The sequence below is a fragment of the Aquitalea magnusonii genome (assembly GCF_002217795.2).
Classification (GTDB): Bacteria; Pseudomonadota; Gammaproteobacteria; order Burkholderiales; family Chromobacteriaceae; genus Aquitalea; species Aquitalea magnusonii_B.
This window is the reverse complement of the sequence record NZ_AP018823.1, coordinates 3,666,054-3,691,046: the sequence shown is the minus strand read 5'-3', so window position 1 is coordinate 3,691,046 and position 24,993 is coordinate 3,666,054. Positions and strand designations below refer to the sequence as shown.

Sequence of the window (24,993 nt, the reverse complement as noted above, 5' to 3'; positions counted from 1 at the left end):
ACACCGCTTGCCATATACCGACCATAAGGAGTGACCATGGCTAACCCGGACTTGATTGCCAGTAAAGACCTCATCGCAGCACCTGCCTTGCAACGCAATATCACGCCGTTTCAATCGTTTGCAGTGGCCTTTGGTTTTGTGTCGATTGCCACCGGCATCTTTTCTGCTTATGGGGCCATGTTGAGCACTTCCGGACCGATGGGAATCTGGACCTGGCCGCTGGTGGTGTTCGGCCAATTGATGGTGGCCCTGGTACTGGGTGCGTTGGCGGCACGCATCCCTGTTACCGGTTATGTCTATCAATGGGCATCGCGCCTTGGCAATCCGGTGTTTGGCTGGATCATGGGCTGGATCAGCTTTACCTTTCTGGCCATTGTCCTATGCGCGGTGGATTACACCATCCCCGCCACGGTATTGCCGGTGCTGCTGGGCTATACCGGTTCGGTAGAAAATGCATGGTGGATCACCGCCTGCCTGATCTTTGCCCAGGCAGGCATGATCGCCCTGTCCACCAAAGTGACCCAAGGTTTCAATGCCCGTGCCGTGATGGTGCAATTGATCGGCATGATAGGCCTGATCATTTTGCTGTTTGGTGTTGGGCATTTTTCCGGGCAGATGCATTACGCCAATCTGTTCAGTACCGGTAATATTGCCGCTACCGGCTATTTTTCCTTGGGCAGCATGACGGCAGTTGGCCCTTGGGTAATGGGGACTTTGATGGGTGCCTTCACCATTGTCGGCTTTGAGTCAGCCGCCAATCTGGCCGAGGAAACCCACGACCCGGCGCGTGTGATTCCGCGGGCCATGTGGCAGGCCGTGCTGTCGCTGGGCCTGATCGGCATGCTGTTCCTGATTGCGGTGACTGCTTTGCTGGGCGACCCGCAGGGGCCGGTATCAGCCACTCCGATTGCGGATGTGGTTACCCGGATACTGGGCGGCTATATCGGCAAAGCGCTGCTGATCATGGTGGTGATATCCATTTATTCTTGTGGACTGGTGATTTTGCTGAGCGCGACCCGACTGGTGTGGGCCATGTCGCGTGATCAACGTTTTCCCGGCTGGCACTATTTCCGTACCATCCATCCCCGCTTGCATACGCCATTAAATGCAACCCTCGGCGTGGCCTTGGTAGGGCAAGTCATTCTGGCGGCCTTCTCCGGTGATACCGATGCGCTGTTCACCCTGTTTTCGGCAGCAACACTGCTGCCCGCCATGATCTATGCGGTCTGTGTGTTGATGTATGCGTTCAAGCGCCACAGCCTGCCGGCAACGCAGGGTTTCTCACTGGGCGTGTTTGAAGTGCCGGTACTGCTGTTGGCCATGCTGTGGCTGGGGTTTGAGCTGGTCATCTTCCGCGACGCGTCCTTTATCAAACCCTGGATCTATGTCGGTCTGATGTTACTTATCGGTGCCGTATATCTGGCCAGCCTGTTGCTGCGTGGTGGCACGGCAGCATTAAAAATGCCGGATATGGAGTCGATTGATGCCGTGATGGATGCTCGCCCCGAAGACCGGGCTAACCGCGGCTAACCATCCAGTACCTGCTCAGCGGCTGCTCAGTAACACACAGGGCTGGCCATCGAGGTCGAATGGGGTTTCCACCACCATGCCCAGCCGCGTGTGGGCTTTGAGCGAGGCCTGGTTGTCGGCATGAATGAACAGCACCGCCTGTTGGCCCGGCAGTTGCTGCTGTAGCTGCTGCCACATGGCGCTCAGCAAGCCCTGGCCGCGTGCTCGTGCCGCAAGGCAAACCGGGCCATAGAAATAGAATGGCCCGGCGGCATGATGCAGCCTGGCCATCTGAACCGCCACCGGGCTGTCCTGATGCCGGCTGCTACTGGTAAACAGCACGCCCAGCAGGCCGGCGGCGTCTTCCGCCAGCACCACCGGCATGCCGTCGGCCAAGGCCTGCGTCAGCCAGTGGCAGATTTTTTCCTGCGGGAAATCGCCATGCAGGCTACCGCCCTGGCTGCTGCTTTCGGGCAACATCAGCGCGGCAATGGCTGCTGCGTCACTCGCTTCGGCATTACGCAACCGTGGCAGCATGGCTTTATCTCCTGCGGAAATTCATTCCAGATTCGGTTTGTGCTTGTTGGCTACGCGAATATAGTGCTCGGCGGAATACTTGAAGTAGGCCAGCTCCTGCTCGGTCAGCTTGCGAGCCTGTTTTACCGGATTGCCCAGGTAGAGATAACCGGATTCCAGCCGCTTGCCCGGTGGCACCAGACTGCCGGCACCGATCAGCACCCGGTCTTCGATGATGGCGCGGTCCAGAATGATACTGCCAATGCCCACCAGCACTTCGTCGCCAATGGTACAGCCGTGCAGGGTGACGTGATGGCCGATGGTGACATGCTTGCCAATGTGCAGCGGGGCACCGACGGGGTCGCTATCGCGTTTGTGGGTGACGTGCAGCATGGCAAAGTCCTGGATATTGCTGCCTTCACCAATATGAATGGCGTTGACGTCGCCGCGGATCACGGCAAATGGCCATACCGATGCATTGTCCGCCAGCGTGACATCGCCAATCACCACGGCGGCCGGATCGATATAGCAGGAGTCGGCAATCTGCGGTGCGCTGCCATCGTAGGGGCGGATATTGCGATTCATCAGAACGTCCTCATCTAACAGGTTCAAGATTCCCTATCATATAGCAATGGCGGTTGCCTGTTTGTTGGCGACCGCCGGTTTCCATATCGGCACCGTGCCACCCCAGCGGCTGCCAATTGCCACAGGAAGTGAACAATGAGCCTCAATCCGCTCCTCGACTTTACCGGCCTGCCACGTTTTGCCGAAATTCGTCCCGAGCACATCAGCCCGGCCATCGAACAGTTGTTGGCCGAAGCCCGTCACACCGTGGCGCAGCTGACCGCCCATGTGGATCGCCCGAGCTGGGAGAACTTTGTTGATCCGCTCACTGACGCCACCGAACGCCTGTCGCGCGCCTGGGGCGTGGTGGGGCATCTGAATGCGGTGGTGAATACCCCGCAACTGCGCGATGCCTACAATGCCAATATTGCGCCGATTTCCGAATTCTGGACCGAACTGGGACAGAACCTGGCTCTGCTCGGCCAGTTCAAGGCCATTGAAGCCAGCCCGGACTATGCCAGCTACAATGCCGCACGCCAGAAAATCATCCAGAACGATCTGCGCGATTTCCGCCTGTCCGGTGCCGAGCTGCCGGAAGCACAGCGCCAGCGTTATGCCGCCATCCAGAGCCGTCTGGCCGAGTTGTCCGCCCGCTTCGAGCAGAACGTGATGGACGCTACCGATGCTTTCAGCCTGTATCTGGAAGACGCCAGCGAGCTGGACGGTGTGCCGGAAGATGCGCTGGCCCTGTTTGCCGCTGCCGCCCAGGCCGAGGGAAAAACCGGTTACAAGATCACCCTGCAGTTCCCGTTTTACTTCCCGGTAATGCAGTACGCGCACAACCGCGCGCTGCGCCAGAAGCTGTACGACGCCTATGTGAAGCGCGCGTCGGAGTTCGGCCTGCCCGAGCACGACAATACCGAAATCATCCGCGAAAAACTGCAGCTCACCCGTGAAGAAGCCCAACTGCTGGGCTTTGCCAATTATGCCGAGCTGTCCTTGTTCACCAAGATGGCGGAAAGCCCGGCGCAAGTCATTGCCTTCCTGCGTGACCTGGCGGCCCGTGCCAAGCCGTTTGCGGTGAAAGACCGTGCCGAGCTGGAAGCCTTTGCCAGCAAGGAGCTGGGCCTCTCCGACCTGCAAGCCTGGGATATTGCTTACGCTGCCGAAAAACTGCGCGTGGCACGCTATGCCTTCTCCGAGCAGGAAGTGAAACAGTACTTCCCGGAAAGCAAGGTGCTGCCCGGCCTGTTCGGCGTGGTCAACACCCTGTATGGCGTGGAAGTGCGCGAGAGCAGCGCCCCGGTATGGCACGACGATGTCCGTTTCTACGACATCCTCAAGGATGGCCAACTGGTAGGCAGCTTCTACTTTGATCTGTACTCGCGCGAGGGCAAGCGCCCCGGTGCCTGGATGGATGACGCCCGTGGCCGTCGCAAGAAGGGCGACACCATGCAAACCCCGGTGGCCTACCTCACCTGCAATTTCACCCGCCCGGTGGGTGACAAGCCGGCGCTGTTCACCCACGACGAAGTGATCACCCTGTTCCACGAGTTTGGTCACGGCCTGCACCACATGCTGACCCAGGTGGAGGAGCTGGGCGTGTCCGGCATCAATGGCGTGGAATGGGATGCGGTGGAACTGCCCAGCCAGTTCATGGAAAACTTCTGCTGGGAATGGGATGTGCTGCAAGGCATGACCGCCCATGCTGACACCGGCGCACCCCTGCCGCGCGCACTGTTCGACAAGATGCTGGCCGCCAAGAACTTCCAGAGCGGCATGATGACGGTGCGCCAGTTGGAGTTTTCCTTGTTTGACATGCTGCTGTACACCGACTTCGACCCGGCAAGCGGCGACTGGCTGGCTCTGCTTGATACCGTCCGTCAGGAAGTGGCAGTGAATTTCCCGCCGTCTTACAACCGCTTCCCCAACAGCTTCAGCCATATCTTTGCCGGTGGTTACTCGGCAGGCTATTACAGCTACAAGTGGGCGGAAGTGCTGTCGGCCGATGCCTACGCGGCTTTCGAAGAAGCAGGTGGTGCCAATCCGGTTACCGGCAAACGCTTCTGGGATGAGGTACTGGCGGTGGGGGGGAGCCGTTCGGCGCTGGAATCCTTCCGTGCCTTCCGTGGCCGCGACCCGCAGATTGACGCGCTGCTGCGCCATTCCGGCATGGTGGAAGAAGCCGCCTGAAGCGCTGACAAATATTTGCACGTGGGAGGGAACTCCCCTGATTTGCCCTGGCTCTAATCTTTGCTCAACGGGTTATCTCCAAGAGCAGCAAGCGAGCCAGACGCTTATCCCTGCCCCCAAGGACATCGATATTGTGTCTTTTCCTGCCCCCAATCCCCCTTGGGGGTATTTTTTTGGCAGTCGCAAGCGCAAATGAAAACACCGCCTGATGGCGGTGTTGTTTGGTGCTTTCAGTGAGATGACGTCTCCGGGATTCTGGCTGATGGTGGCTGGCACGGCTGGCTGCCATCAGACGGGAATCGCCATTTCACTAAAATCAGTTACCGGAGCCGTTTTCCGTCTTGTCAGTCTGGCCTAGGCGATGGCGCTGGGCAAAGCCCGGCGTGCGCAGGGTAAAGGCATCGCTGAAAGGGCGCAGGGTAGAGCGGTGAGGATTCTTGGTCGGGCAGAGGGGATGTTGCTGGGAATGCAGGGGTTTGGATTGTCTGGACAATTTGTTTCTCCGGTGATGAACACGACTTCATTCTAGCCAGCATCCGGCGATCTGGCAAATTTGATCAAATGAAATGTTGCATTCTTTGCCAGGGCTCGTGAAGCAGGGCATTTCCGCTCCGGTATTTACCCCGCGGCGCGCAGTCGGTTCTCAAGTCAGCATCGGCAGCGTCACGAATCGGCACAGAATTGCCATATTTGCCTGAAATTAATCGGGTAAGATGGCGTCGATTTCAAGCCATGCTTTGGTACAGCAGATTCCTGCCTGGGCCGCGCATGGCGGCATCACCGATTACACGCGGCCGCAGCCACTGAAACTGCGGCCGGTTTCATTGCCGGGCGGGATGCCTTGTACACATCCCTCCCTTGTTGATGAGGACAACATGCTTTTCAACCGTTCCATCCGCCCAGAGCGCCTGACTCTGTTGGTGTCACTCGGGCTGGTTCTGTTTTACAACTTTCCGTTCTGGCGCGAGATGCTGCGCATTGTCGGCCCGCTGGATGGCCAGGGCGTCAAGCTGTTGCTGGAGTCCTTCCTGCTGGTGACTGCGTTTTATAATCTGGTGCTGTCGCTGTTCAACTGGCCTTATCTTGGTAAGCCACTGATTGCGCTGCTGTTGCTGATCAGCTCGTTCATCACTTACTTCATGAATCAGTACGGGGTGATGATCGATGTGCATATGGTGCAAAACGCGGTGCAGACCGATCACAAGGAAGTGCGTGATTTGCTGACCGGCAAGATGGCGCTGTTTTTCATCGTGCTGGGTGTGTTGCCGGCCTGGTGGGTATGCCGCCGGCAGATCCAGTGGCGCTCACCCTTGCGGGAGGGCGGTGTGCGGCTGCTGACCTTGCTGGTGTCGGCAGCGGTGCTGCTGGGTATTGCCTTTGCGGCGTATCAGGACTTTGCCTCGCTGTTCCGCAACAACCGTCAGTTGCGCCATTACCTGACGCCCTTCAACTATATCCAGGCCACCAACGGCTATATCCAGGATCATTATTTCAGCGGTCCGGTGGTGATCAGTCCGCTGGGTGAAGATGCCAAACGCGATGCCAGTTGGCAGCAGCACAAGCGCAAGACAGTCTTCGTGCTGGTGGTGGGGGAAACCGCCCGCGCCGATCATTTTTCACTCAATGGCTACCCGCGCAATACCAACCCGAAACTGTCGGCCCAGCCAGGTTTGATCAACCTGCCCAATGTCCATTCCTGCGGCACCGAAACTGCCGTTTCGGTACCCTGCATGTTTTCCGATATCGGCCGCGACAACTATAGCGGCGACAAGGCCGCGCGCCAGGAAAACGTACTGGATGTGCTCAAGCGCGCCGGTTACAACGTGATCTGGCGCGACAACCAGTCCGGCTGCAAGGATGTGTGCAACCGGGTGACGCTGGAAGATGTCTCCGGCAGCAAGGACGACAAGCTGTGCAGCACTGGCGAGTGCTGGGATGAAATCCTGCTCAAGAATGCTCAGCAACTGATCGACAAGTCTGACCGTGACGTGGTGCTGGTACTGCATCAGATGGGTAGCCATGGCCCGGCCTATTACAAGCGTTACCCGCCGGCGATGGAGCAGTTCAAACCGGTATGCCAGACCAGCGAACTGTCACGCTGCCCGCGTGAGCAGATCATCAACGGCTTCGACAACACCATCCTGTATACCGATACCGTACTGTCCGGCATCATCGACTTCCTGCGTGCCAACCAGCAGCGCTATAACACCGGCATGCTATATATGTCCGACCATGGCGAATCGCTGGGGGAAAACGGCATGTATCTGCACGGCACGCCCTACCTGTTTGCGCCGGAAGCACAAAAGCATATTGGTGCCATGATGTGGTTTTCCGACAGTTTCCAGCAGGAAGTCGGCTTGAACCAGCGCTGCCTGGAAGGGCGCAAGGCCGAGCCTTATTCGCATGACAATCTGTTCCACTCCTTGCTGGGGCTGCTGGGAGTACATACCAGCGTCTACAACAAGCAGCTGGACATGTTTGCGCCGTGCCGACAGTCGTCGTGATTTCCGATTCAGATGCAGCCGCTGACACCCGCGGCTGCCTTATGTCAACGAGAACCAAGAAATGCAATTAGCCACCTGGAACGTCAACTCACTCAAGGTCCGCCTGCCACAGGTTGTCGAATGGCTCACGCAGAGCCCGGTCGATGTGCTCTGCCTGCAGGAGCTGAAGATGGATCAGGATGTATTCCCGCTGGCAGAGATCGAGGCCGCCGGTTATCGCGCCGCCTGGTTTGGTCAGAAAACTTATAACGGCGTGGCCATCCTGGTGCGTTCACCATTGCAACTGGATGATGTGGTGCTGGGCATCCCCGGCTACGACGACCCGCAGCGGCGGGTGATTGCCGCCACGGTAAACGGCGTGCGCGTGATCTGTGGCTACTTTGTCAATGGCGAGGCCGTGGATTCGCCCAAGTATCCGTACAAGCTGGAATGGCTGAGCAAGCTGCATGCCTATGTGGCCGATGAATTGACGCGTCACCCGCAACTGGCGCTGCTGGGTGACTACAATATCGCCCCGGAAGACCGTGATGTGTACGACCCGGAAAGCTGGCACGAACAAGTGCTGTGCAGCACGCCGGAGCGCGCGGCATTTCGTGCCTTGGTCGATCTGGGACTGGCCGACAGCTTCCGCCTGTTCAATCAGGAGGACAAGCAGTACAGCTGGTGGGATTACCGCGCCATGATGTTCCGTCGCAACAAGGGCGTGCGCATCGATCACATCCTGATTACCCCGGCCCTGCAGGCAAAGGCGGTGGCTTGCGTCATCGACAAGACCCCTCGCAAGTGGGAACGTCCGTCTGATCACACGCCGGTGGTGCTTACCCTGGCAGACTGAGCTGCAGCAAACTGCAACAACGGCCCGGCAGGGCCGTTTTGCATGACCGCCTGCCAGTAGCCGGATGACGGTAAAGCTTGGCCTAGCTCAAATGAAGGAATATTAGCATTTGCTAAACTTTATTGATGAATAGCTAATCCAAGGTGCCATCATGAGCCGCAACCACCCACCGCTGCCGTGCAACCCCTATTACGAAGGGGTGCCGGACTACATGACCGAAGTTTACGACTGGGCCTACGTCAATCCGCGCCGCGCCGCGCTGCTGGATCGTAATCTGGTGGTCAGCACGCTGCTGTTTCTCAATGACCAGCGCCTGATGCGGCGCTATCTACAGCAAATCCGTCCCGGCATGCGCGTGTGGCAAGTGGCGCATGTCTATGGCGATCTGGTACAAAAAGCCGCGGCCAGGGTGCGCAAGCATGGCGAATTCATTCTGACCGATATCACGCCGGTGCAGGTTGAACATGGTGTCCACAAGCTGGCGGCCTATCCACAGGCACGAGTCGTACGTGCCGATGCGGCCAACTACCGCCTGGAGCAGCCGGCCGACCTGATTTGCAGCTTCTTCCTGCTGCATGAAGTGCCGGACGAACTCAAGCAGCGCATTGTCGACAACATGCTGTCCCAGGTGCCGGAGGGCGGTAAGGCGGTGTTTGTCGACTATCACAAGCCTGCGCCCTGGCAGCCAATTGGCTGGCTGCTCAAGTGGGTAAACCGGGTACTGGAACCGTTTGCCGAGGCGTTGTGGCGCAATGAGATTGCCAGCTATGCCAGTGATGCCCAGGCTTTCGACTGGCACAAGGAAACGCTGTTTGGCGGGGTGTATCAGGTGGTGACGGTTAGCCGGCGCTGATGTTGTACTTAGCGTTACACAGGCTTACATAGCTCTCACAGACGGGCTTGACGGGCAGGGCTAGGATACGACTCATGGAAACACCACTGCGGTGTCTCGGAAAGAACACTCCCCACTTGATATTGGAGAACGCAACATGAAAAAACTGACCCTGCTCGTTTTGTCTGCCGCCTTCGGTCTGAGCTCCGCTGCTGGTTTCGCCGCCACCAACGCTTCTGCTCCGGCTGCTGCTTCCGCACCGAAAGCCAAAGCTGCCAAGATTCACCACGCCAAGAAAGGTGTGAAGAAGGTAGAAGCTTCTGCTCAGAAAGCCCAAGCTGCTGACGCTTCCGCACCGGCTAAAAAGGCTGCCAAAAAGCACCACGCCAAAAAGCACGCTGCCAAGAAAGTAGATGCTTCCGCTCAGAAAGCCCAAGCTGCTGACGCTTCCGCACCGGCTAAAAAGGCTGCCAAAAAGCACCACGCCAAAAAGCACGCTGCCAAGAAAGTAGACGCTTCCGCTCAGAAAGCCCAGGCTGCTGACGCTTCCGCACCGGCTAAAAAGGCTGCCAAAAAGCACCACGCCAAAAAGCACGCTGCCAAGAAAGTAGAAGCTTCCGCTCAGAAAGCCCAGGCTGCTGACGCTTCCGCTCCGGCTAAAAAGGCTGCCAAAAAGCACCACGCCAAAAAGCATGCTGCCAAGAAAGTAGAAGCTTCCGCTCAGAAAGCCCAAGCTGCTGACGCTTCCGCTCCGGCTAAAAAGGCTGCCAAAAAGCACCACGCCAAAAAGCATGCTGCCAAGAAAGTAGACGCTTCCGCTCAGAAAGCCCAGGCTGCTGACGCTTCCGCTCCGGCTAAAAAGGCTGCCAAAAAGCACCACGCCAAAAAGCACGCTGCCAAGAAAGTAGAAGCTTCCGCTCAGAAAGCCCAGGCTGCTGACGCTTCCGCTCCGGCTAAAAAGGCTGCCAAAAAGCACCACGCCAAAAAGCATGCTGCCAAGAAAGTAGAAGCTTCCGCTCAGAAAGCCCAAGCTGCTGACGCTTCCGCTCCGGCTAAAAAGGCTGCCAAAAAGCATCACGCTAAAAAGCACGCTGCCAAGAAAGCCGCTCCGGCTTCCGCAGCCAACTAATCAGACGTCAGCGTCTGGCTCGCAATAAGAAAAGGGAGGCTTAGGCCTCCCTTTTTTGCATCTGCCATTTCCACCGCTGTCACAGCCGTGGCATGCAGGCAAAGAAAAACGCCATCCGGCTGGATGGCGTTTTGTCATTTGCTAGGAAAAAGCGGAATCACTTTTCCACAAAAGCACGTTCGATGGCGTAGTCGCCCGGTTCGCCCATACGCGGCGATTCCTTGAAGCCCATGCCATTCAGGATTTCGCACAGGTCGTGCAGCATGGACGGGCTACCGCAGATCAGTACGCGATCGTTTTCCGGGTTCAACTGCGGCAGGCCGATGTCGGCGCACATCTTGCCGTTGGTGATCAGGTCGGTCAGACGGCCCTGATTGCGGAACGGTTCGCGGGTAACGGTCGGGTAGTAAATCAGCTTTTCTTTCACGATATCGCCAAAGAATTCGTTTTCCGGCAGTTCTTTGGTGATGTAGTCGTGATAACCCAGCTCGCTCACCCAGCGCACGCCATGGGTGAGAATGACTTTGTCGTAGCGCTCGTAAACTTCCGGGTCCTTGATGATGGACATAAACGGGGCAAGGCCAGTACCGGTAGACAGCAGGTACAGGTTTTTACCCGGCAGCAGATTGTCTTGCACCAGGGTGCCGGTGGGCTTCTTGCTGATCAGCACGGTATCGCCAACTTGCAGGTGCTGCAGTTTGGAGGTCAGCGGGCCGTCTTGTACCTTGATGCTGTAGAACTCCAGATGCTCTTCATAGTTGGAGCTGACAATGGAGTAGGCACGCATCAGCGGCTTGCCGTTTACTTCCAGGCCGATCATGACGAATTGGCCGTTGATGAAGCGCAGACCGGCATCGCGGGTGCAGGTGAAGGTGAACAGGGTGTCGTTCCAGTGGTGAACCGACAATACCTTTTCAGCGGTCAGATTGGGGGAGGACATATAAATTGCTGCTCGCTATCCAAAAGAAATCAAGGAATGAGTGGTTGCGGCGATTTTACCCTTTTCAGGGGCGCTTGACTAAACATTGCTAGCCGTTCTCACTATGTCATTAAACATAATGACCAAATCGCCACGATGCAAAGCCTGTAACAGCTTCTGGCACGCTATGGCTGTCTTGCGGCGGGAAACTCAACTGGAACAGGATGTTACCTTAAAGAATGGGGCAACCCTAACGATTTCTTTCCGCTGTGTTTATTCCCGTTTGTTCTTAGTGATGCGTTGATTTAGATCAGCGAATTGTATTGTGGTCTGCGCTAGTGCATAAGCCAACTTGGCTGGTGCTTGTTGTCTGACAGTGTACGCAGGCATGACAGAATGCCATTCTTTTGTCATTATTTTTGGGGCGCGGACAGCGTGGCGAGTACAATCTGCTGTTCTGCGGACAGAAAGCGGAGCATGCAATGAAGCTGTGTGTGATTCCCGGCGACGGGATCGGTCATGAAGTGGTGCCGGTGGCGGTGGGCGTGCTGCAGGCGGTGCTGCCCGGTTTGCAACTGGTGTTTGCCGATGCCGGCTGGGAAACCTTTTGCCGATATGGCAAAGCCCTGCCGGATAAAACACTGGAGGCTGCGCGCGCTTGCGGTGCGGTGTTTTTCGGTGCAGTCAGCTCTCCCATGCAACTGGTGGAGGGATATCGTTCCCCCATTGTGCAGTTACGTCGCGAGTTGGGCTGTCACGCCAATATCCGCCCCACTCTCAGCCTGCCGCTCACTGTGTGCCGGCAGGGAATCGACCTGATCATCGTCCGCGAAAATACCGAGGATTTGTATGTCGGGGACGAGCAGTTTGACGGTGAGGTGGCGGTGGCCATCAAGCGTATTACCCGTAGCGCATCGCTAAGGGTTGCCCGTAGCGCCTTTGAAATGGCCAGGCATGCCGGACGTCAGCGGATCACCATCATTCACAAGGCCAATATCCTGCCGCGCACCGATGGCCTGTTTCGCGATTGTGCCAGGGAGGTGGCGCAGGATTATCCCGAGATCGTCGTGGATGAAATGCTGGTGGATACTGCTGCGATGCGGCTGGCGCAGGCACCGGAAAGTTTTGACATGCTGCTGGCACCCAACCTTTACGGCGACATCTTGTCCGACCTGGTGGCGGCTTTTGGCGGTGGGCTGGGCCTGGCACCTTCCTTGAATCTGGGCGTGACGGCAGCCATTGCCGAGCCGGTGCATGGTTCGGCACCGGATATCGCCGGGCAGGGCATTGCCAATCCGCTGGCGGCCATTCTCAGTGCGGCGATGCTGCTGCGGATATGGTGGCAGCGGCCCGAGCTGGCCTTGCTGGTTGAGCAGGCGGTACGCGCCACGCTGGACGCAGGTATTGCGACCCCGGATGTGATTTCGCCCGGGGTGAGCACGCAGCATTTGGCGCGTGCGGTGATTGATAGATTGAAGCAGGAGCAAGGCTAAAATGAGAAAGAGGGCGGCTTTACCGGCCGCCCTCTGTGGTGTGTCACTGCATGCTTCAAATGAAGGATTTGCGGGATAACGCAAACATCACATACAAGTCTTCACTCTGCGTGGCCCGGAACATGTCTGCCAACGATGTCCTCAACTACAGCCTTGCAGGTCTACCAAAGAACAGGCTGTATGCACAGCACCAGATAAGTCTCAAACAACTGATGTTACGGTCGTGCTGCCCGGTTTCGTCTGGGCGGTAACATCATGTCCGCTACCTGTTACGGTAGCGCAGAGGGGAATCACTTCCCGGTTTACTCATCAAGCTTTAGCAAAGTCTGTTGTTTCGTGTCTGGCGTACCGACTACCTGTCGTCTGGATGCATCCGCAATGGACGCTTGCTGCGCTCGCGGGCAAGTCTGAACTGCCCGCCATCAGGCCTGACAAGGCGATGGGGTCTGAGCGCCGGTGTGAACAAGGTTGTCGGAATCCGGCCATTGACTCATCCCAAACCCTCCCTGTTACTGAATGATTTCAGTATAGGCTGCTGCGGCGTCTGCTCAAGTTTTTTTTTCTGCCATGGCGCTGCTGGGCGATGCTGATGTGCTGAAGCCTTGTTGCGGCGCATCTGGCAGGCGCTGCCATTTTGCAACGCCTGCGGGGGCGCTGGTGTCAACTGGCCTGCGGCTTGAGCATGGCAACCCGCTCTGGCGAGTTCGGATGCAGGTGTTGTTCGAACTGGCGCGCGGCGGCGGTCCAGGAGAAACCTTCCGCCACTGCCCGCACATGGGATCGGTCTATCTTGAGGGCGTCCAGGCAGGCCTGGCGCAGGTCTTCATGCAGCACACCGGCACCGCTATTGCCTACTACGTCGCGCGGGCCGGCCACCGGGTAGGCGGCGACTGGGGTGCCGCAGGCCATGGCTTCCAGCAGTACCAGGCCGAAGGTGTCGGTGAGGCTGGGAAACACAAATACGTCTGCCGCACGGTAGAAGCGGGCCAGTTCGGCTTGTGGGAATACGCCGGCAAAGTGGACGTCGGGGTGTTCGCGCTGCAGGCGTGGTAGCAGGGGGCCGTCACCGACTACCCATTTGCTGCCGGGCAGGTCCAGTTTGAGGAAGGCCTCGATGTTCTTTTCCACGGCTACCCGGCCGATATAGACAAAGCGTGGTGCCTGGCTTTCATCCAGCCGCTCACGCGTGCCGGGCGTGAACAACTGGGTGTCCACGCCACGGCTCCACAGCACCACTTTGCTGAAGCCACGCGCACGCAGGTCGTCGGCGATGGACTGGGTGGGCACCATGGTGGCGCTGCCGGCATTGTGGAATCGGCGCATCCAGGCATAGCTGATGGACAGTGGCAGCCGGGTGCGGGCGGCGATGTATTCCGGGAAGCGGGTGTGATAGGCGGTGGTGAATGCCAGCTTGTGGCGCAGGCAGTAGCGGCGTGCCGCCAGGCCCAGCGGGCCTTCGGTGGCGATGTGGATGGCGTGGGGTGACAGGCCGGCAATGCGTTGTGCCACCTGGTGATAAGGCAGGATGGACAGGCGGATGTCCGGATAGGTGGGGCAGGGCAGGGTGTTGAATTCCAGCGGCGTGATCATTTCCACCTGATGGCCGAATGCCGTGAGTTCACGGCTGGTTTCGGTCAGGGTGCGGACTACGCCGTTGACCTGCGGCTGCCAGGCATCGGTGACGATCAGGATGCGCATGGGGTCTCCTGGCTGGGGTCGGAAAGGGAGTGATTGTTGTCATGCTGCTGTTTGCCAAGCGGGGCCGGTGCCTGGCCCCAGCCCGCTTGGGGCTGCTCGCTGTCAAAGCCCGGAATGGCGCTGGCCACTGGCCGGCGTTTTTTTCGGGGCGGCTTTTCCGGCTGGCTGAGCATGGTGGTCCAGTACACCACTTCCAGGCGGCCATCGGCATGTTCTACCAGGGCGGACAGGCTTTCCACCCAGTCACCGCTATTGCCGTACAGCACGCCGTCGATATCGCGGATTTCCGCCTTGTGGATGTGGCCGCAGATGACGCCATCGTAGGCGCGGCGGCGGGCTTCTCCGGCCAGGATTTTTTCAAAGTCGCTGATGAAGTTCACCGCGTTCTTCACCTTGTGCTTGAGGTATTGCGATAGCGACCAATACGGTAGGTCCAGTTGCTTGCGCAGCCAGTTGAAGCCACGGTTCAGTTGCAGGATGGCGGTATAGAGGGAGTCCCCCACATAGGCCAGCCACTTGATGTGCTGGATGACGCCGTCGAACTCGTCGCCATGGATGATGAGCAGGCGTTTGCCGTCTGCGGTGATGTGTTCGGCTTCGCGCCGGATGGCGATGCCACCGAAGTCCAGCCCGGCGTAATGCCTTGCCGCTTCATCGTGATTGCCCGGTACGTAGACCACCTGGCAGCCCTTGCGCGCCTTGCGCAAGACTTTTTGCACTACATCGTTGTGGCTTTGTTTCCAGTACCAGGATTTTTTCAGTTGCCAGCCATCGACGATATCGCCCACCAGGTAGAGGTAGTCGGATTCATTGTGCTTGAGGAAATCCAGCAGATGGTCGGCGCGGCAGCCAGCGGTGCCCAGATGTACATCGGAAATCCAGATGGCGCGAAAGTGGCGGCTGCTGGTGAAGGCGGTGTCGGGCTGCATGTCGGGTCCGTTCTACCGTGGTGTACAGCGCCATGCTGCATGCAACAGATGACAGCGCGATGAGGTTTTGGTGACGCGCACATGACGCGGCGTGGTTTTAAGTTGGGTTTAAGACTGCTGCGCTTAAATAGCCCTGTTGCCGGAAGGAACCGGTTTAATCCTGGAGATTCGAGAAATGAAAAAACTGCTGCTGACTGCCCTGATTGCTGCCTTTGCCGCCCCTGCCGTTTTTGCTGCGGCCAAGTGTGAAACCCACCCCAAGAGCGAGTGGATCAAGCAGGAAGACTTCAAGAAACAACTGGAAGGCCAGGGCTACAAGATCGACAAGTTTAAGGTGAGCGGTCAGTGCTATGAAATTTATGGCAAGAACAAGGACGACAAGAAGGTGGAGATTTATTTCGACACCAAGACCGGCAAGCCGGTGAAGAGCGAAGTACAGCAATAAGCTGCTGCCGGGCGGCCTGCCCGGTTTGAGAAGGCCGGCTGCCCATGGCACCGGCCTGCTTTCTGGCTGAAAGGAAATGGATTGATGGCTGATAATACACAGGAAATCAAAGTGTGGGACGGTTTTGTCCGGGGATTCCACTGGACGCTGGCGGCCTGTGTGCTGGGCAACTATTTCGTGCTGGAAGATGGCGAAGCTCCGCATCGCTGGGCAGGTTATCTGGCAGCGCTGCTGGTGCTATCCCGCGTGGTGTGGGGCTTTATCGGTAGCCGACATGCCCGCTTTGCCGATTTCTTTCCTACGCCGCGTCGCTTGCAGGCACACTGGCAGGATATGCGCCAGGGCCGGTTGCATGCCCATGCCGGACATAACCCGCTGGGCGCGCTGATGATGTTGTGGTTGATGGCCTTGGTATTGGGGTTGGGCCTTAGTGGTTATCTGCTGGGCACCGATGCTTTCTGGGGGGATGACGGCATGCAGGAACTGCACGAGGCGCTGGCCAATATCCTGATCGCCAGTGTTGGCCTGCATGTGCTGGCTGCGGTGCTGATGAGCCGGCTGGGCGGTATCAACCTGATCAAGGCCATGGTGACCGGCGTAAAGCCGATGCCGCAGCCGGATAAAGAACAGGCCGTGCCGGAGTTTGAAGCAAGGAAATAGACATGCGCATACTGGTGGTGGAGGATGATCCGCTGATCGGCGATGGCCTGAAAATGGGCCTGAGCCAGTTGGGCTTCGTGGTGGACTGGTTCCGCCAGGGGCGTGAAGGGCTGGCCGCGCTGTCGGCGGCTCCGTTTGATGCCGTGGTGCTGGACCTGGGCCTGCCCGGCATGGACGGTATGGATATCCTCAGCGCCTGGCGTCAGGGCGGACAGGATGTGCCGGTACTGGTGCTGACCGCACGCGATGCGCTGGATGACCGCCTGCGCGGGCTGGATGCCGGTGCGGATGATTACCTGGTCAAACCCTTTGCCCTCAGCGAAGTGGCTGCGCGCCTGCGGGCGCTGATCCGTCGCCGCCATGGCCAGACCAGCAACCGCCTGAGCCATGGCCGGGTCAGCCTGGACCCGGTGGCGCGCACCGCCTGGCTGGGCGAGGTGCAACTGGAACTGACCGCACGCGAACTGGCTTTGCTGGAGTTGCTGCTGTCCAGCAAGGGCAGGGTGCTGCCACGCGACCTGATCGAGGAAAAACTGTACGGCTGGGGGCAGGAGCTGGAAAGCAATGCCGTGGAAGTGTATGTCCATCATCTGCGCAAGAAGCTGGGGGCCGGTTTCATCCGTACCCAGCGCGGAGTGGGTTATGCATTGGGTGAGCCGGCATGAGGCGTCAGCCCACCTTGCAGCGCCGGCTGGCCATCCTGTTGTTGGTGACTGTGCCGCTGATCTGGCTGGTGTCCACCGGCGTGGCGGTGTATGTGGCCCATCATGAAGTGGATGAGTTGTACGACACCCAGCTCACCTTGTTTGCCCGTCAGTTGTTGATCGTCAATATGGGCGAGCACGGCGATGACGATCTGCCGGTGCTGCCCAAGACCAAAAAGCTGATTCGCGGTGGCGATCGCGGTGAAGCCGAGGATGACGACATTGGCGTGGCCGTGTGGAATGCCGAGGGCAACCTGTTGTTGAGCGATGGCAAGGGGCGTCATTTCAGCTTTGATGCCAGCCGGCGCGGCTTTTACAGTGTCCGTGGTCAGGATGACCGCGACGAGTGGCGGCTGTTTTATCTGCCGGCCCCGGACGGTTCGCGGCTGGTGGCGGTGGGGCAGCGGCAGAAACTGCGCCACGAAATGGTCTTCAAGGTGATCGAGGGCCAGTTGCTGCCCTGGCTGCTGGGACTGCCGGTTTTGTTGTTGCTGATTTTATGGGCCGTGCGCAAGGGTTTGCGGCCCTTGCAGCAGGTGGCCGCCGACCTTGGACGGCGCAGCGCGCTGGACAGCACGCCATTGTCGGAAAACGTGCCGGGTGAAGTCCTCCCCATGGTGCAGTCACTCAACGCCCTGTTTGCCCGCATTGCCAAAACGGTTGAGCACGAGCGTCGTTTTACCGCCGATGCCGCGCATGAGTTGCGCACCCCGCTGGCCGCCCTGCAAGTGCAGGCGGAGGTGATGGCGCTGATGCCGGACGATGCCGGTCGCCAGCATGCCTTGCAGCAGCTGCAGCAAGGCATACAGCGTGCCACCCGCCTGGTGGAGCAACTGCTGGCGCTGTCCCGACTGGACCCGCTGCAAGGCTTGCCCAGCAGTCAGCCCATTGACTGGGCTGCAGTCAGCCGCGATGCGCTGGCAGATGTGCGCCGGGCTGCCGCCGACAAAGACATGGTGCTGGACATCGTATGGCACTGTGCCGCGCCTGGCGTATTGCCACTGAATGGCGACGCCACCTTGCTGACCCTGCTATTACGCAATCTGCTGGATAATGCCGTGCGTTACTGCCCGGTGGCGGCACGGATCGAGCTGGTGCTGGCGGCAGGGGAAATCCTGGTGCAGGACAATGGTCCCGGAATTGCACCGGAGTGGCTGGCACGGGTGCGCGAACGCTTTTTCCGGCCACCCGGACAGGATATGCCCGGCAGCGGGCTGGGTTTGTCGATTGTCGAGCGTATTGCCAGCCTGCATGGTTTGAGCCTGAACTTGGCCAACCGGGATGGCGGTGGCCTGCAGGTGCGCTTGCGCAAGGCCGATTGAAACACTGCGGCAATCTGTCGCATTGGCCTGGCATTTGCAACAGCGTATTGTTGGTGCCAGACAAGCCGCCAGGCCTGCGCCTGCCGGAACACACTCCAAGGTGTTATTGCCCGCCCCGACCAGGCGGGTTTTCTTTTTCAGGCCGGGCTGCGCGTGGGATGCAAGCCGGGGCGGCATTGCTGGGCAGGCGCCAGTACAGCGCATTGCACACGGCACCGGCCACGGCACCCAGGTAGTAGTTGAATACCGGGTTGTACAGCGCCGGTTGCAGCCAGCGGCTGTAGTACAAGGTGATGACGCCGCCGATCAGCGCGCCGGGCAATGCCGCCAGCACCAGCAGGCGCCAGCGCGGCCAGGACTGCTGCCAGTGGCTGATGCTGCCCTCCAGCGACAGTCGCAGCAATACCAGCAACACGCCGGCCAGAGCCGCCGGCAGCGCACCCAGCATGTAGGCCAGCATCGGCATCACGCCGGTGGCCAGCAGACCCACCAGCGGGCCCAGGGCGATAAACAGGATCAGGCCGCAGGCGGCAAGTTTCAAATGTTTCATCCGTCAGGGTTCGACAAAAAGTCTTGCAAGACTAGCAGACTGGCGCGATGGCGACGAGCAGGGCCGCTCTCACGCTGCGGCATTATGTCGCAGTCACGGGCAGGGCGGCGGGATGCTAAAGTGTCGGCCATGCTGGCCCAATTGTTTTCTTCCCCTTCACGTCTGGTGGCCGACCTGCCCGATGCCGTGCGCCTGATTGCCCGCCTGCGCTGGCTGATGCTGGGTGCGGGCGGCGTATTGTTGCTGCTGTGCGCCGCAACCGGGCTGTCCCTGCCCTGGCTGCTGCTGTTGCAGGCACTGGCCACCCTGGCGCTGTTCAATCATTTACTGGCTAGGCAGTTGCAGCGCGGCGCTTCGCCCCTGTTGCTGCTGCGGCTGGGTTTGCTGGCGGACGTGCTGGCACTGACTGAATGCCTGGCGTTCAGCGGCGGAGCGGCCAATCCGCTGGCTTCGCTCTACCTGCCGCCGGTATTGTTTGCCGCCTTGCTGTCCCCCGGCGTGTTTGCCTGGGGACTGTCGCTGCTGAGCATGCTGGCCTATGCCGCCCTGTTTGGCTGGCATCTGCCCTGGCCGCTGCAGGGCAGCGACGCGGCTTATGCCTTTTCCCTGCATTTGGTGGGCATGTGGCTTACCTTTGCCTTGTCTGCCCTGCTGATTACCAGTTTTGTCTCCTGGCTGGCGCGTCAACTGGCCGCGCGCGAGGCGGCGCTGGCGGCAGCGCGGGAAACGCAGTTGCGGGATGAACAGTTGCTGGCGGTGGGCATGCAGGCAGCCGGTGCGGCACATTCGCTGTCCACGCCGCTTAACACGCTTACCCTGCTGGTGGATGACATGCTGCAGCAGCATGCCGCCGATGCGTCTTTGCAGGACGATCTGCAACTGATGCAGACCCAGCTAGCGGCCTGTGCCCAGGCACTGAGCCGGCTGAAGCAAGGTGTGCAGCAGACGGATCGCCCCAGCCCCTTGTTTGCCGCGCTGGCACAGCAGCTATCCGGCTGGCGCAGCCTGCGCCCCGATGTGCAACTGGACTGGCAGCCGGCCCACGGGCCTGATCCGCAGGTATGGCTGGATGCCGCCTTCTGGCCGGCATTTTTCAACCTGATCAATAACGCGGCCGAGGCTGGCGGTGGTGTGCTGACCGTAACGGCAGCCTTGCAAGACGGGCTGTTGCAACTGGACATCATCAACCCGTCCGGGCGCTTGTCTGCCGCCCAGCTACAGCGTGCCGGTCTGGCACCGCTGACATCCAGCAAACCGGCAGGCATGGGCCTGGGCGTGATGCTCAGCCACGCCACGCTGGCCAGGCTGGGCGGTACCCTGACCCTGGAAAACAGGCCGGAGGGTGGGGTGCATGCTTGTGTACGCTTACCCCTGCGGCTGGAGGAAGATGCATGACGCTGGATTTTCTGCTGGTAGATGATGATGAGGCTTTCAGCACGGTGCTGTCCCGTGCGCTGGTGCGACGTGGTTTCCGGGTGGAATGCGCCGCGAATGGGGCGCAGGCCATGCAGGCGCGTATGCCGGCACCGTTGCGCATCGTGCTGGATCTCAATCTGGAAGGGGAAAGCGGTCTGCGGCTGTTGCCTGACTTGCGCCAGTTGTATCCGCAAGCCGCGGTGGTGGTGCTCACCGGCTATGCCAGCATTGCCACCGCGGTGGAGGCCACCAAACTGGGCGCGGTGCAGTACCTGGCCAAGCCGGCCACCGTGGATGACATCCTGGCGGCTTTTCAGCAGGTGAGTGCCAATCCGGAACTGCCGCTGGCTCCACAGCCCATGTCGCTGCGACGTGTCACCTGGGAGCACCTGCAACGGGTGCTGAATGAGCATGACGGCAATATTTCCGCCACGGCCCGCTCCATGGGCATGCATCGTCGTACCTTGCAGCGCATGTTGGCCAAGCGCCCGGTGAAAAGCTAAAACGCATTAGCTGTTGTATTCGGCGGACGCGCTTTTCTGCATTGACTGGCAATCTAGTTGCCACCTGGCTTTGCAGTGCAATTGCCGCTGCTGCTGTTGTTCTTCTTTGTCTTCTGCTGCATCAGCCCTGTATTGACAGGGCTTTACTCATTTTCTTGCCAAGCAAGCGCTAGGAAAGTTCCCATCACCCCTGCTGCAAAGTCCTGTTTTCATCAGCCGGCCTTTCCGGATGGCATCAGAAAAATTGATTGGAGCAAATGCCCCAAAATGCATATGGTCTTTTGATGGACTCACCAAACCACGACAATAGAGGGGAACAAGATGCGTGGACAAATGATGGAGCAGCCGCTGCTGATCTCCGCCCTGCTGCAACATGCTGAAACCTACCATGGCGACAGCGAAATCGTGTCGCGTACCGTGGAAGGCCCGATTCACCGCTACACCTACCGCGAGGCTGCGCGCCGCAGCCGCCAGTTGGCCAATGCGCTGGCCGGCCTGGGCGTAGCACATGGTGATACGGTGGGCACGCTGGCGTGGAACGGCTACCGCCACTACGAAATCTACTTTGCCACCTCCGGTTCCGGGGCCATTTGCCACACGGTCAATCCACGCCTGTTTGCCGAGCAGATCAGCTACATCATCAATCACGGCGAAGACAAGGTGCTGATGTTCGACCTGAGCTTCCTGCCGGTGGTGGAGCAGATTGCCGCCGAACTGACCACCGTGCAGCACTTTGTCTTGCTGACCGACCGCGCCCACATGCCGCGCGAGTCCACGCTGGACAACCTGTTGTGCTACGAAGACCTGGTCAACAGCCACAGCGACCATTACCAGTGGCCGGTGTTTGATGAAAACACCGCTTCCAGCCTGTGCTACACCTCGGGCACTACCGGCAACCCCAAGGGCGTGCTGTATTCGCACCGCTCCACCGTGCTGCATGCCTTTGCCAGCTCGCTGCCGGACAGCCTGGATATCTCGGCCCAGGGTGCCATCATGCCGGTGGTGCCGATGTTCCACGTCAATGGCTGGGGCCTGCCTTACAGCTGCACCATGAACGGGGCCAAGCTGGTGTTGCCCGGCCCCAAGATGGATGGGGTGAATCTGTACGAGCTGATCGAGAGCGAAGGCGTCACCATGGCCGCCGGTGTGCCCACCATCTGGATGATGCTGTTGCAGCACTGTCAGAAGAACCACCTCAAGATCCACAGCCTGAAGCGGGTGATTGTCGGTGGTTCGGCTGCCCCGGAAAGCATGGTGGACCAACTGGCCGAACACGGTGCCGAGCTGCGCCAGCTATGGGGCATGACCGAGCTGTCGCCCTGCGGCACCACCAGTACCCCCAAGTTCAAGCACAATGGCTGCGACACACCGACACTACGCGCACTGCAAACCAAGCAGGGCCGTCCCATTTACGGCGTGGCCATCCGCATTGTCGACGACGAAGGCAAGCCGCTGCCCAATGATGGCGTGGCCTTTGGCAACTTGCAGGTGAAGGGTTCCTGGGTGCTGTCGCGCTACTTCAAGCGCGAGCTGGACGACGCGCATACCGAAGACGGCTGGTTCAACACCGGGGACGTGGTCACGATCGACCGCGATGGCTACATGAAGATTACCGACCGCACCAAGGACGTGATCAAGTCCGGCGGCGAGTGGATCAGCTCCATCGAACTGGAAAACATTCTGGTGGGACACCCGGCCGTGGCCGAGGCGGCTGCCATCGGGGTGCTGCATCCCAAGTGGGATGAACGGCCACTGATGGTGGTGGTGCTTAAACCCGGTGCCACGGCCAGCCGTGAAGAGCTGCTCGGTTTTTACGAAGGCAAGATTGCCAAGTGGTGGACGCCGGACGATGTGGTGTTCCTGGATGAACTGCCGCATACCGCCACCGGCAAATTGCAAAAGATGAAACTGCGTGAAATGTTCAAGGATTACCAGTGGGCATGAGCGTTAAGCCGCTGAATTGAATGGACAGAATAGAGCATTTGCGCTAAATTGTGCATCGCACTGAAGGTCGCAAGACCTTTTGTGGTGTTAGCCCCTCGAAGCATCGAGCTGGTAACCCCGGCCAGATGTTTCTTCCTCGTGTTGGCCCCTGAGAACCCTCAGGGGATTTTTTTTGCCTGTCCGTCCAGCCCTCCTTGCCGAGCTGCCGCGCCTTGTCTGCTGCTGTGTCATTTGTGCGCTCTTGCAACAGGCAGCCTGTGACATTAGCGGCGGTAAACCGTCTTTGCTGTTCTGGATCAAAATGTAAATAAGTATTTCATAATTTAATGCGAAAATAGATGAAGGCCGGTTATTTCGCACAGCAAGCCTGTCCCGGCCATGATGGTCAAAACAAGCCCGGCACCCGTCCGGTAAGGGGGAAACATGAAATCCTTGCGCAGCAAACTGATTGCTTTCAATGCCTTGCTGATGGCCTTGTTCGGCCTGGTGCTGGTGTTGATCGTGTTCATCCAGATGCGGGGCGAGATCCTGAGCGGCCTGAACTACGAGTTTGACTCGGCACTGAAGGGGCAGGGCAGCGTGGTCAAAACCTGGCTGGATGACAAGAAGCAGCAGATCAGCGCCCAGGCCAGCGCGGCGGGCGAGGCCGATGCTCTGCGCTTTCTCAAGGTGGGGGCGCGCGCCGGCTTCAATGTCAATTACGCCGGTTTTGCCGACGGACGTTCGGTGTTTTCCGATGACTGGGTTGCGCCTGCCGACTACAAGGTGAAGGAGCGCGACTGGTATAAGCAAGCCATCGCAGCCGGCAAGGCCGTGGTAACCGAGCCCTATGTGGATGAAGCCAGCAAGAAACTCACCATCACCGTGGCGGCTCCCATCCGCCAGGGGGATCGCATACTGGGAGTAGCCGGTGGCGATGTGTTTGTCGACAGCCTGGTGAAGTCGGTGTTGTCACTGCAGGTGCGCGGCAATGGCTATGCCTTCATCACCGATGGCAAGGGGACCATCCTGGCCCATCCGCAGGCCGGGCTGACGCTCAAGCCGATCAGCCAACTGGCTCCGGAACTGACGGCGGCACGGCTGACGGAACTGGCCAACAGCGATGGCCTGCAAAGAGTGGCACTGGATGGCCAGGACATGCTGTTGTCGGTGCAGCGCATCCCCGACAGTGACTGGCTGATCGGTCTGGCGACCCACCGCGATGCCATCCTGGCACCGCTCAATACCCTGTTGCTCAGCGTGGCGGGCCTGAGCGTGCTGGTGTTCGCCCTGCTCATCCCGCTGGCCAGCGTGCTGCTGGGGCGCATGCTGGGTGGGCTGGTGGCGCTGAAAAATGCCATGCAGGACATTGCCCATGGCGAGGGCGACCTTACCCGGCGTCTGCAATTGAAGGGCCGGGATGAAATTGCCGCCACGGCGGAGGCATTCAACCAGTTTGTCAGCCAACTGGCCAGCCTGTTCCGCGGCCTGCGCGATGATGCCGGCGGGGTTGTGCAGGGGGTCGGCCAGGTTTCCAGCCAGGTACTGGATGTGGCTGAGCGCGCCCGCAGCATCTCCGACATGTCTTCTTCCAATGCCGCCACGCTGGAGCAAATTACCGTCAGCATTGCCCATATTGCCGATAACGCACGCGAGGCCGACCAGTTGGCCACGGCCACCGGTCAGGGGCTGGAGTCCGGTGCCCAGGGCATGCACCAGTTGGCAGAAGGCATGGAAAGCACGGTGCAGTCGGTGCGTTCGCTGGAAACCATGCTGGCGGCACTGGAGCAGCGGTCGCTGCAGATTTCCGGCATTACCGATGTGATCCGTGATATTGCCGACCAGACCAATCTGCTGGCGCTCAATGCCGCCATCGAGGCCGCCCGTGCCGGCGAGCAGGGGCGCGGCTTTGCCGTGGTGGCGGATGAGGTACGCAAGCTGGCCGAGCGTACTGCGCAGGCAACGGTGCAGATTGCCGGCATGGTGACGGCAATCCGCAGCGAAACCGGCAAGGCGGTGGGCGATGTGCAACAAACGGTGACCGTGGTGCATGACGGGGTGGTGTTGACCCAGCAGGCGGTGGCCACCATCCAGTCCATCCGTCATTCCATGCTGGAGGTGGTCGGCAAGATGTCGGAAATTTCCCATTCCACTCAGGAACAGCATAATGCCAGTACGCTGATCGCCCAGAGCTCGGAGCAGATCAACAGCCGGGTGCTGGAAAACGATGCCATGCTGCAGCAGGCCAGTAACACCCTGCAGGGATTGGCAGGCAAGGCCGGGCAGATGAATGGTGAATTTGCCAAGTTCCGCCTGTAGCCGTAGCGCCAGGCCGCAGCCGGCAAAGGC

22 protein-coding genes are annotated in these 24,993 nt (G+C 59.4%); 15 read left to right on the top strand and 7 right to left on the bottom strand.

All coding sequences use genetic code 11. From position 1 onward, the window contains the following. Positions 1-36 precede the first annotated feature (36 nt). Positions 37-1,530 carry an amino acid permease gene (locus tag DLM_RS17445; RefSeq protein ID WP_089085175.1) on the top strand — a complete coding sequence of 498 codons (1,494 nt, stop codon included), beginning with the start codon at positions 37-39 and terminating at the stop codon, positions 1,528-1,530. Positions 1,531-1,545: 15 nt separating this feature from the next. Here the strand turns inward: DLM_RS17445 and DLM_RS17440 are convergent, their stop codons facing one another. Both DLM_RS17440 and DLM_RS17435 read right to left on the bottom strand, forming a co-directional pair. Further along, positions 1,546-2,046 carry a GNAT family N-acetyltransferase gene (locus tag DLM_RS17440; RefSeq protein WP_089085174.1) on the bottom strand — a complete coding sequence of 167 codons (501 nt, stop codon included), beginning with the start codon at positions 2,044-2,046 and terminating at the stop codon, positions 1,546-1,548. Positions 2,047-2,067: 21 nt separating this feature from the next. Next, complete coding sequence (locus tag DLM_RS17435; protein ID WP_089085173.1) at positions 2,068-2,610, bottom strand: gamma carbonic anhydrase family protein; 543 nt, start codon at positions 2,608-2,610, stop codon at positions 2,068-2,070. A 135-nt stretch (positions 2,611-2,745) separates the two neighbouring features. Between DLM_RS17435 and DLM_RS17430 the strand changes: the two genes are divergently transcribed. Then, positions 2,746-4,782, top strand: a complete 2,037-nt coding sequence (locus DLM_RS17430; RefSeq protein ID WP_089085172.1) for a M3 family metallopeptidase — start codon at positions 2,746-2,748, stop codon at positions 4,780-4,782. Between the two features lie 316 nt (positions 4,783-5,098). Here the strand turns inward: DLM_RS17430 and DLM_RS23430 are convergent, their stop codons facing one another. Next, a complete protein-coding gene (locus DLM_RS23430; protein ID WP_159874819.1) occupies positions 5,099-5,275 on the bottom strand; it encodes a hypothetical protein in 177 nt (58 codons plus the stop codon). Positions 5,276-5,657: 382 nt separating this feature from the next. Between DLM_RS23430 and DLM_RS17425 the strand changes: the two genes are divergently transcribed. The 4 genes from DLM_RS17425 to DLM_RS17410 all read left to right on the top strand — a co-directional run bounded on the left by DLM_RS17425 (position 5,658) and on the right by DLM_RS17410 (position 10,082). Further along, on the top strand, positions 5,658-7,286 hold the full coding sequence (locus tag DLM_RS17425; RefSeq protein WP_089085211.1) for a phosphoethanolamine transferase: 1,629 nt from the start codon (positions 5,658-5,660) through the stop codon (positions 7,284-7,286). Positions 7,287-7,347: 61 nt separating this feature from the next. Beyond that, entirely contained in the window at positions 7,348-8,121 is a 774-nt protein-coding gene (gene xth / locus DLM_RS17420; protein WP_089085171.1) for an exodeoxyribonuclease III, read from the top strand. A 151-nt stretch (positions 8,122-8,272) separates the two neighbouring features. Then, complete coding sequence (rquA, locus tag DLM_RS17415; protein ID WP_089085170.1) at positions 8,273-8,974, top strand: rhodoquinone biosynthesis methyltransferase RquA; 702 nt, start codon at positions 8,273-8,275, stop codon at positions 8,972-8,974. A 136-nt stretch (positions 8,975-9,110) separates the two neighbouring features. Then, entirely contained in the window at positions 9,111-10,082 is a 972-nt protein-coding gene (locus tag DLM_RS17410; protein WP_089085169.1) for a hypothetical protein, read from the top strand. A 157-nt stretch (positions 10,083-10,239) separates the two neighbouring features. On the opposite strand, the gene DLM_RS17405 is transcribed toward DLM_RS17410, so the two are convergent. Further along, complete coding sequence (locus DLM_RS17405; RefSeq protein WP_089085168.1) at positions 10,240-11,022, bottom strand: ferredoxin--NADP reductase; 783 nt, start codon at positions 11,020-11,022, stop codon at positions 10,240-10,242. Positions 11,023-11,483: 461 nt separating this feature from the next. Here DLM_RS17405 and DLM_RS17400 point away from each other — a divergent pair, with 461 nt between their 5' ends. Further along, positions 11,484-12,494 carry an isocitrate/isopropylmalate dehydrogenase family protein gene (locus tag DLM_RS17400; RefSeq protein ID WP_089085210.1) on the top strand — a complete coding sequence of 337 codons (1,011 nt, stop codon included), beginning with the start codon at positions 11,484-11,486 and terminating at the stop codon, positions 12,492-12,494. Between the two features lie 660 nt (positions 12,495-13,154). Here DLM_RS17400 and DLM_RS17395 read toward each other — a convergent pair. Both DLM_RS17395 and DLM_RS17390 read right to left on the bottom strand, forming a co-directional pair. Further along, positions 13,155-14,192, bottom strand: coding sequence for a glycosyltransferase family 4 protein (locus DLM_RS17395; protein WP_089085167.1), 1,038 nt, complete (start codon positions 14,190-14,192; stop codon positions 13,155-13,157). Next, the gene (locus tag DLM_RS17390) at positions 14,180-15,121 is read right to left on the bottom strand and encodes a UDP-2,3-diacylglucosamine diphosphatase (protein ID WP_089085166.1); all 942 of its coding nucleotides are present in this window, start codon (positions 15,119-15,121) and stop codon (positions 14,180-14,182) included. The genes DLM_RS17395 and DLM_RS17390 overlap by 13 nt, the downstream gene beginning before the upstream one ends. A 175-nt stretch (positions 15,122-15,296) precedes the next feature. Here DLM_RS17390 and DLM_RS17385 point away from each other — a divergent pair, with 175 nt between their 5' ends. The 4 genes from DLM_RS17385 (at position 15,297) to DLM_RS17370 (ending at position 18,252) form a co-directional block, all read left to right on the top strand. Next, positions 15,297-15,566 (top strand): PepSY domain-containing protein, encoded by a 270-nt coding sequence (locus DLM_RS17385; RefSeq protein ID WP_089085165.1) that lies wholly within the window; start codon positions 15,297-15,299, stop codon positions 15,564-15,566. 84 nt (positions 15,567-15,650) lie between these two features. Continuing rightward, on the top strand, positions 15,651-16,226 hold the full coding sequence (locus DLM_RS17380; protein WP_089085164.1) for a cytochrome b/b6 domain-containing protein: 576 nt from the start codon (positions 15,651-15,653) through the stop codon (positions 16,224-16,226). Positions 16,227-16,228: 2 nt separating this feature from the next. Continuing rightward, entirely contained in the window at positions 16,229-16,891 is a 663-nt protein-coding gene (locus DLM_RS17375; RefSeq protein WP_089085163.1) for a response regulator, read from the top strand. Beyond that, positions 16,888-18,252: an ATP-binding protein gene (locus tag DLM_RS17370; protein ID WP_089085162.1), complete on the top strand. Its 1,365-nt coding sequence runs from the start codon at positions 16,888-16,890 to the stop codon at positions 18,250-18,252. The genes DLM_RS17375 and DLM_RS17370 overlap by 4 nt, the downstream gene beginning before the upstream one ends. 103 nt (positions 18,253-18,355) lie before the next feature. Here DLM_RS17370 and DLM_RS17365 read toward each other — a convergent pair whose 3' ends face one another. After that, positions 18,356-18,802 (bottom strand): hypothetical protein, encoded by a 447-nt coding sequence (locus tag DLM_RS17365; RefSeq protein ID WP_089085161.1) that lies wholly within the window; start codon positions 18,800-18,802, stop codon positions 18,356-18,358. Positions 18,803-18,931: 129 nt separating this feature from the next. On the opposite strand from DLM_RS17365, the gene DLM_RS17360 reads away from it, so the two are divergent. The 4 genes from DLM_RS17360 to DLM_RS17345 all read left to right on the top strand — a co-directional run bounded on the left by DLM_RS17360 (position 18,932) and on the right by DLM_RS17345 (position 24,963). After that, on the top strand, positions 18,932-20,197 hold the full coding sequence (locus tag DLM_RS17360) for an ATP-binding protein (RefSeq protein ID WP_089085160.1): 1,266 nt from the start codon (positions 18,932-18,934) through the stop codon (positions 20,195-20,197). Next, positions 20,194-20,721: a response regulator transcription factor gene (locus tag DLM_RS17355; RefSeq protein ID WP_089085159.1), complete on the top strand. Its 528-nt coding sequence runs from the start codon at positions 20,194-20,196 to the stop codon at positions 20,719-20,721. Before DLM_RS17360 ends, DLM_RS17355 begins: the two co-directional genes overlap by 4 nt. A gap of 321 nt (positions 20,722-21,042) precedes the next feature. Further along, on the top strand, positions 21,043-22,665 hold the full coding sequence (locus tag DLM_RS17350) for a 3-(methylthio)propionyl-CoA ligase (RefSeq protein WP_089085158.1): 1,623 nt from the start codon (positions 21,043-21,045) through the stop codon (positions 22,663-22,665). Between the two features lie 423 nt (positions 22,666-23,088). After that, positions 23,089-24,963, top strand: a complete 1,875-nt coding sequence (locus DLM_RS17345) for a methyl-accepting chemotaxis protein (protein WP_089085157.1) — start codon at positions 23,089-23,091, stop codon at positions 24,961-24,963. The last annotated feature ends 30 nt before the right edge of the window (positions 24,964-24,993 follow it).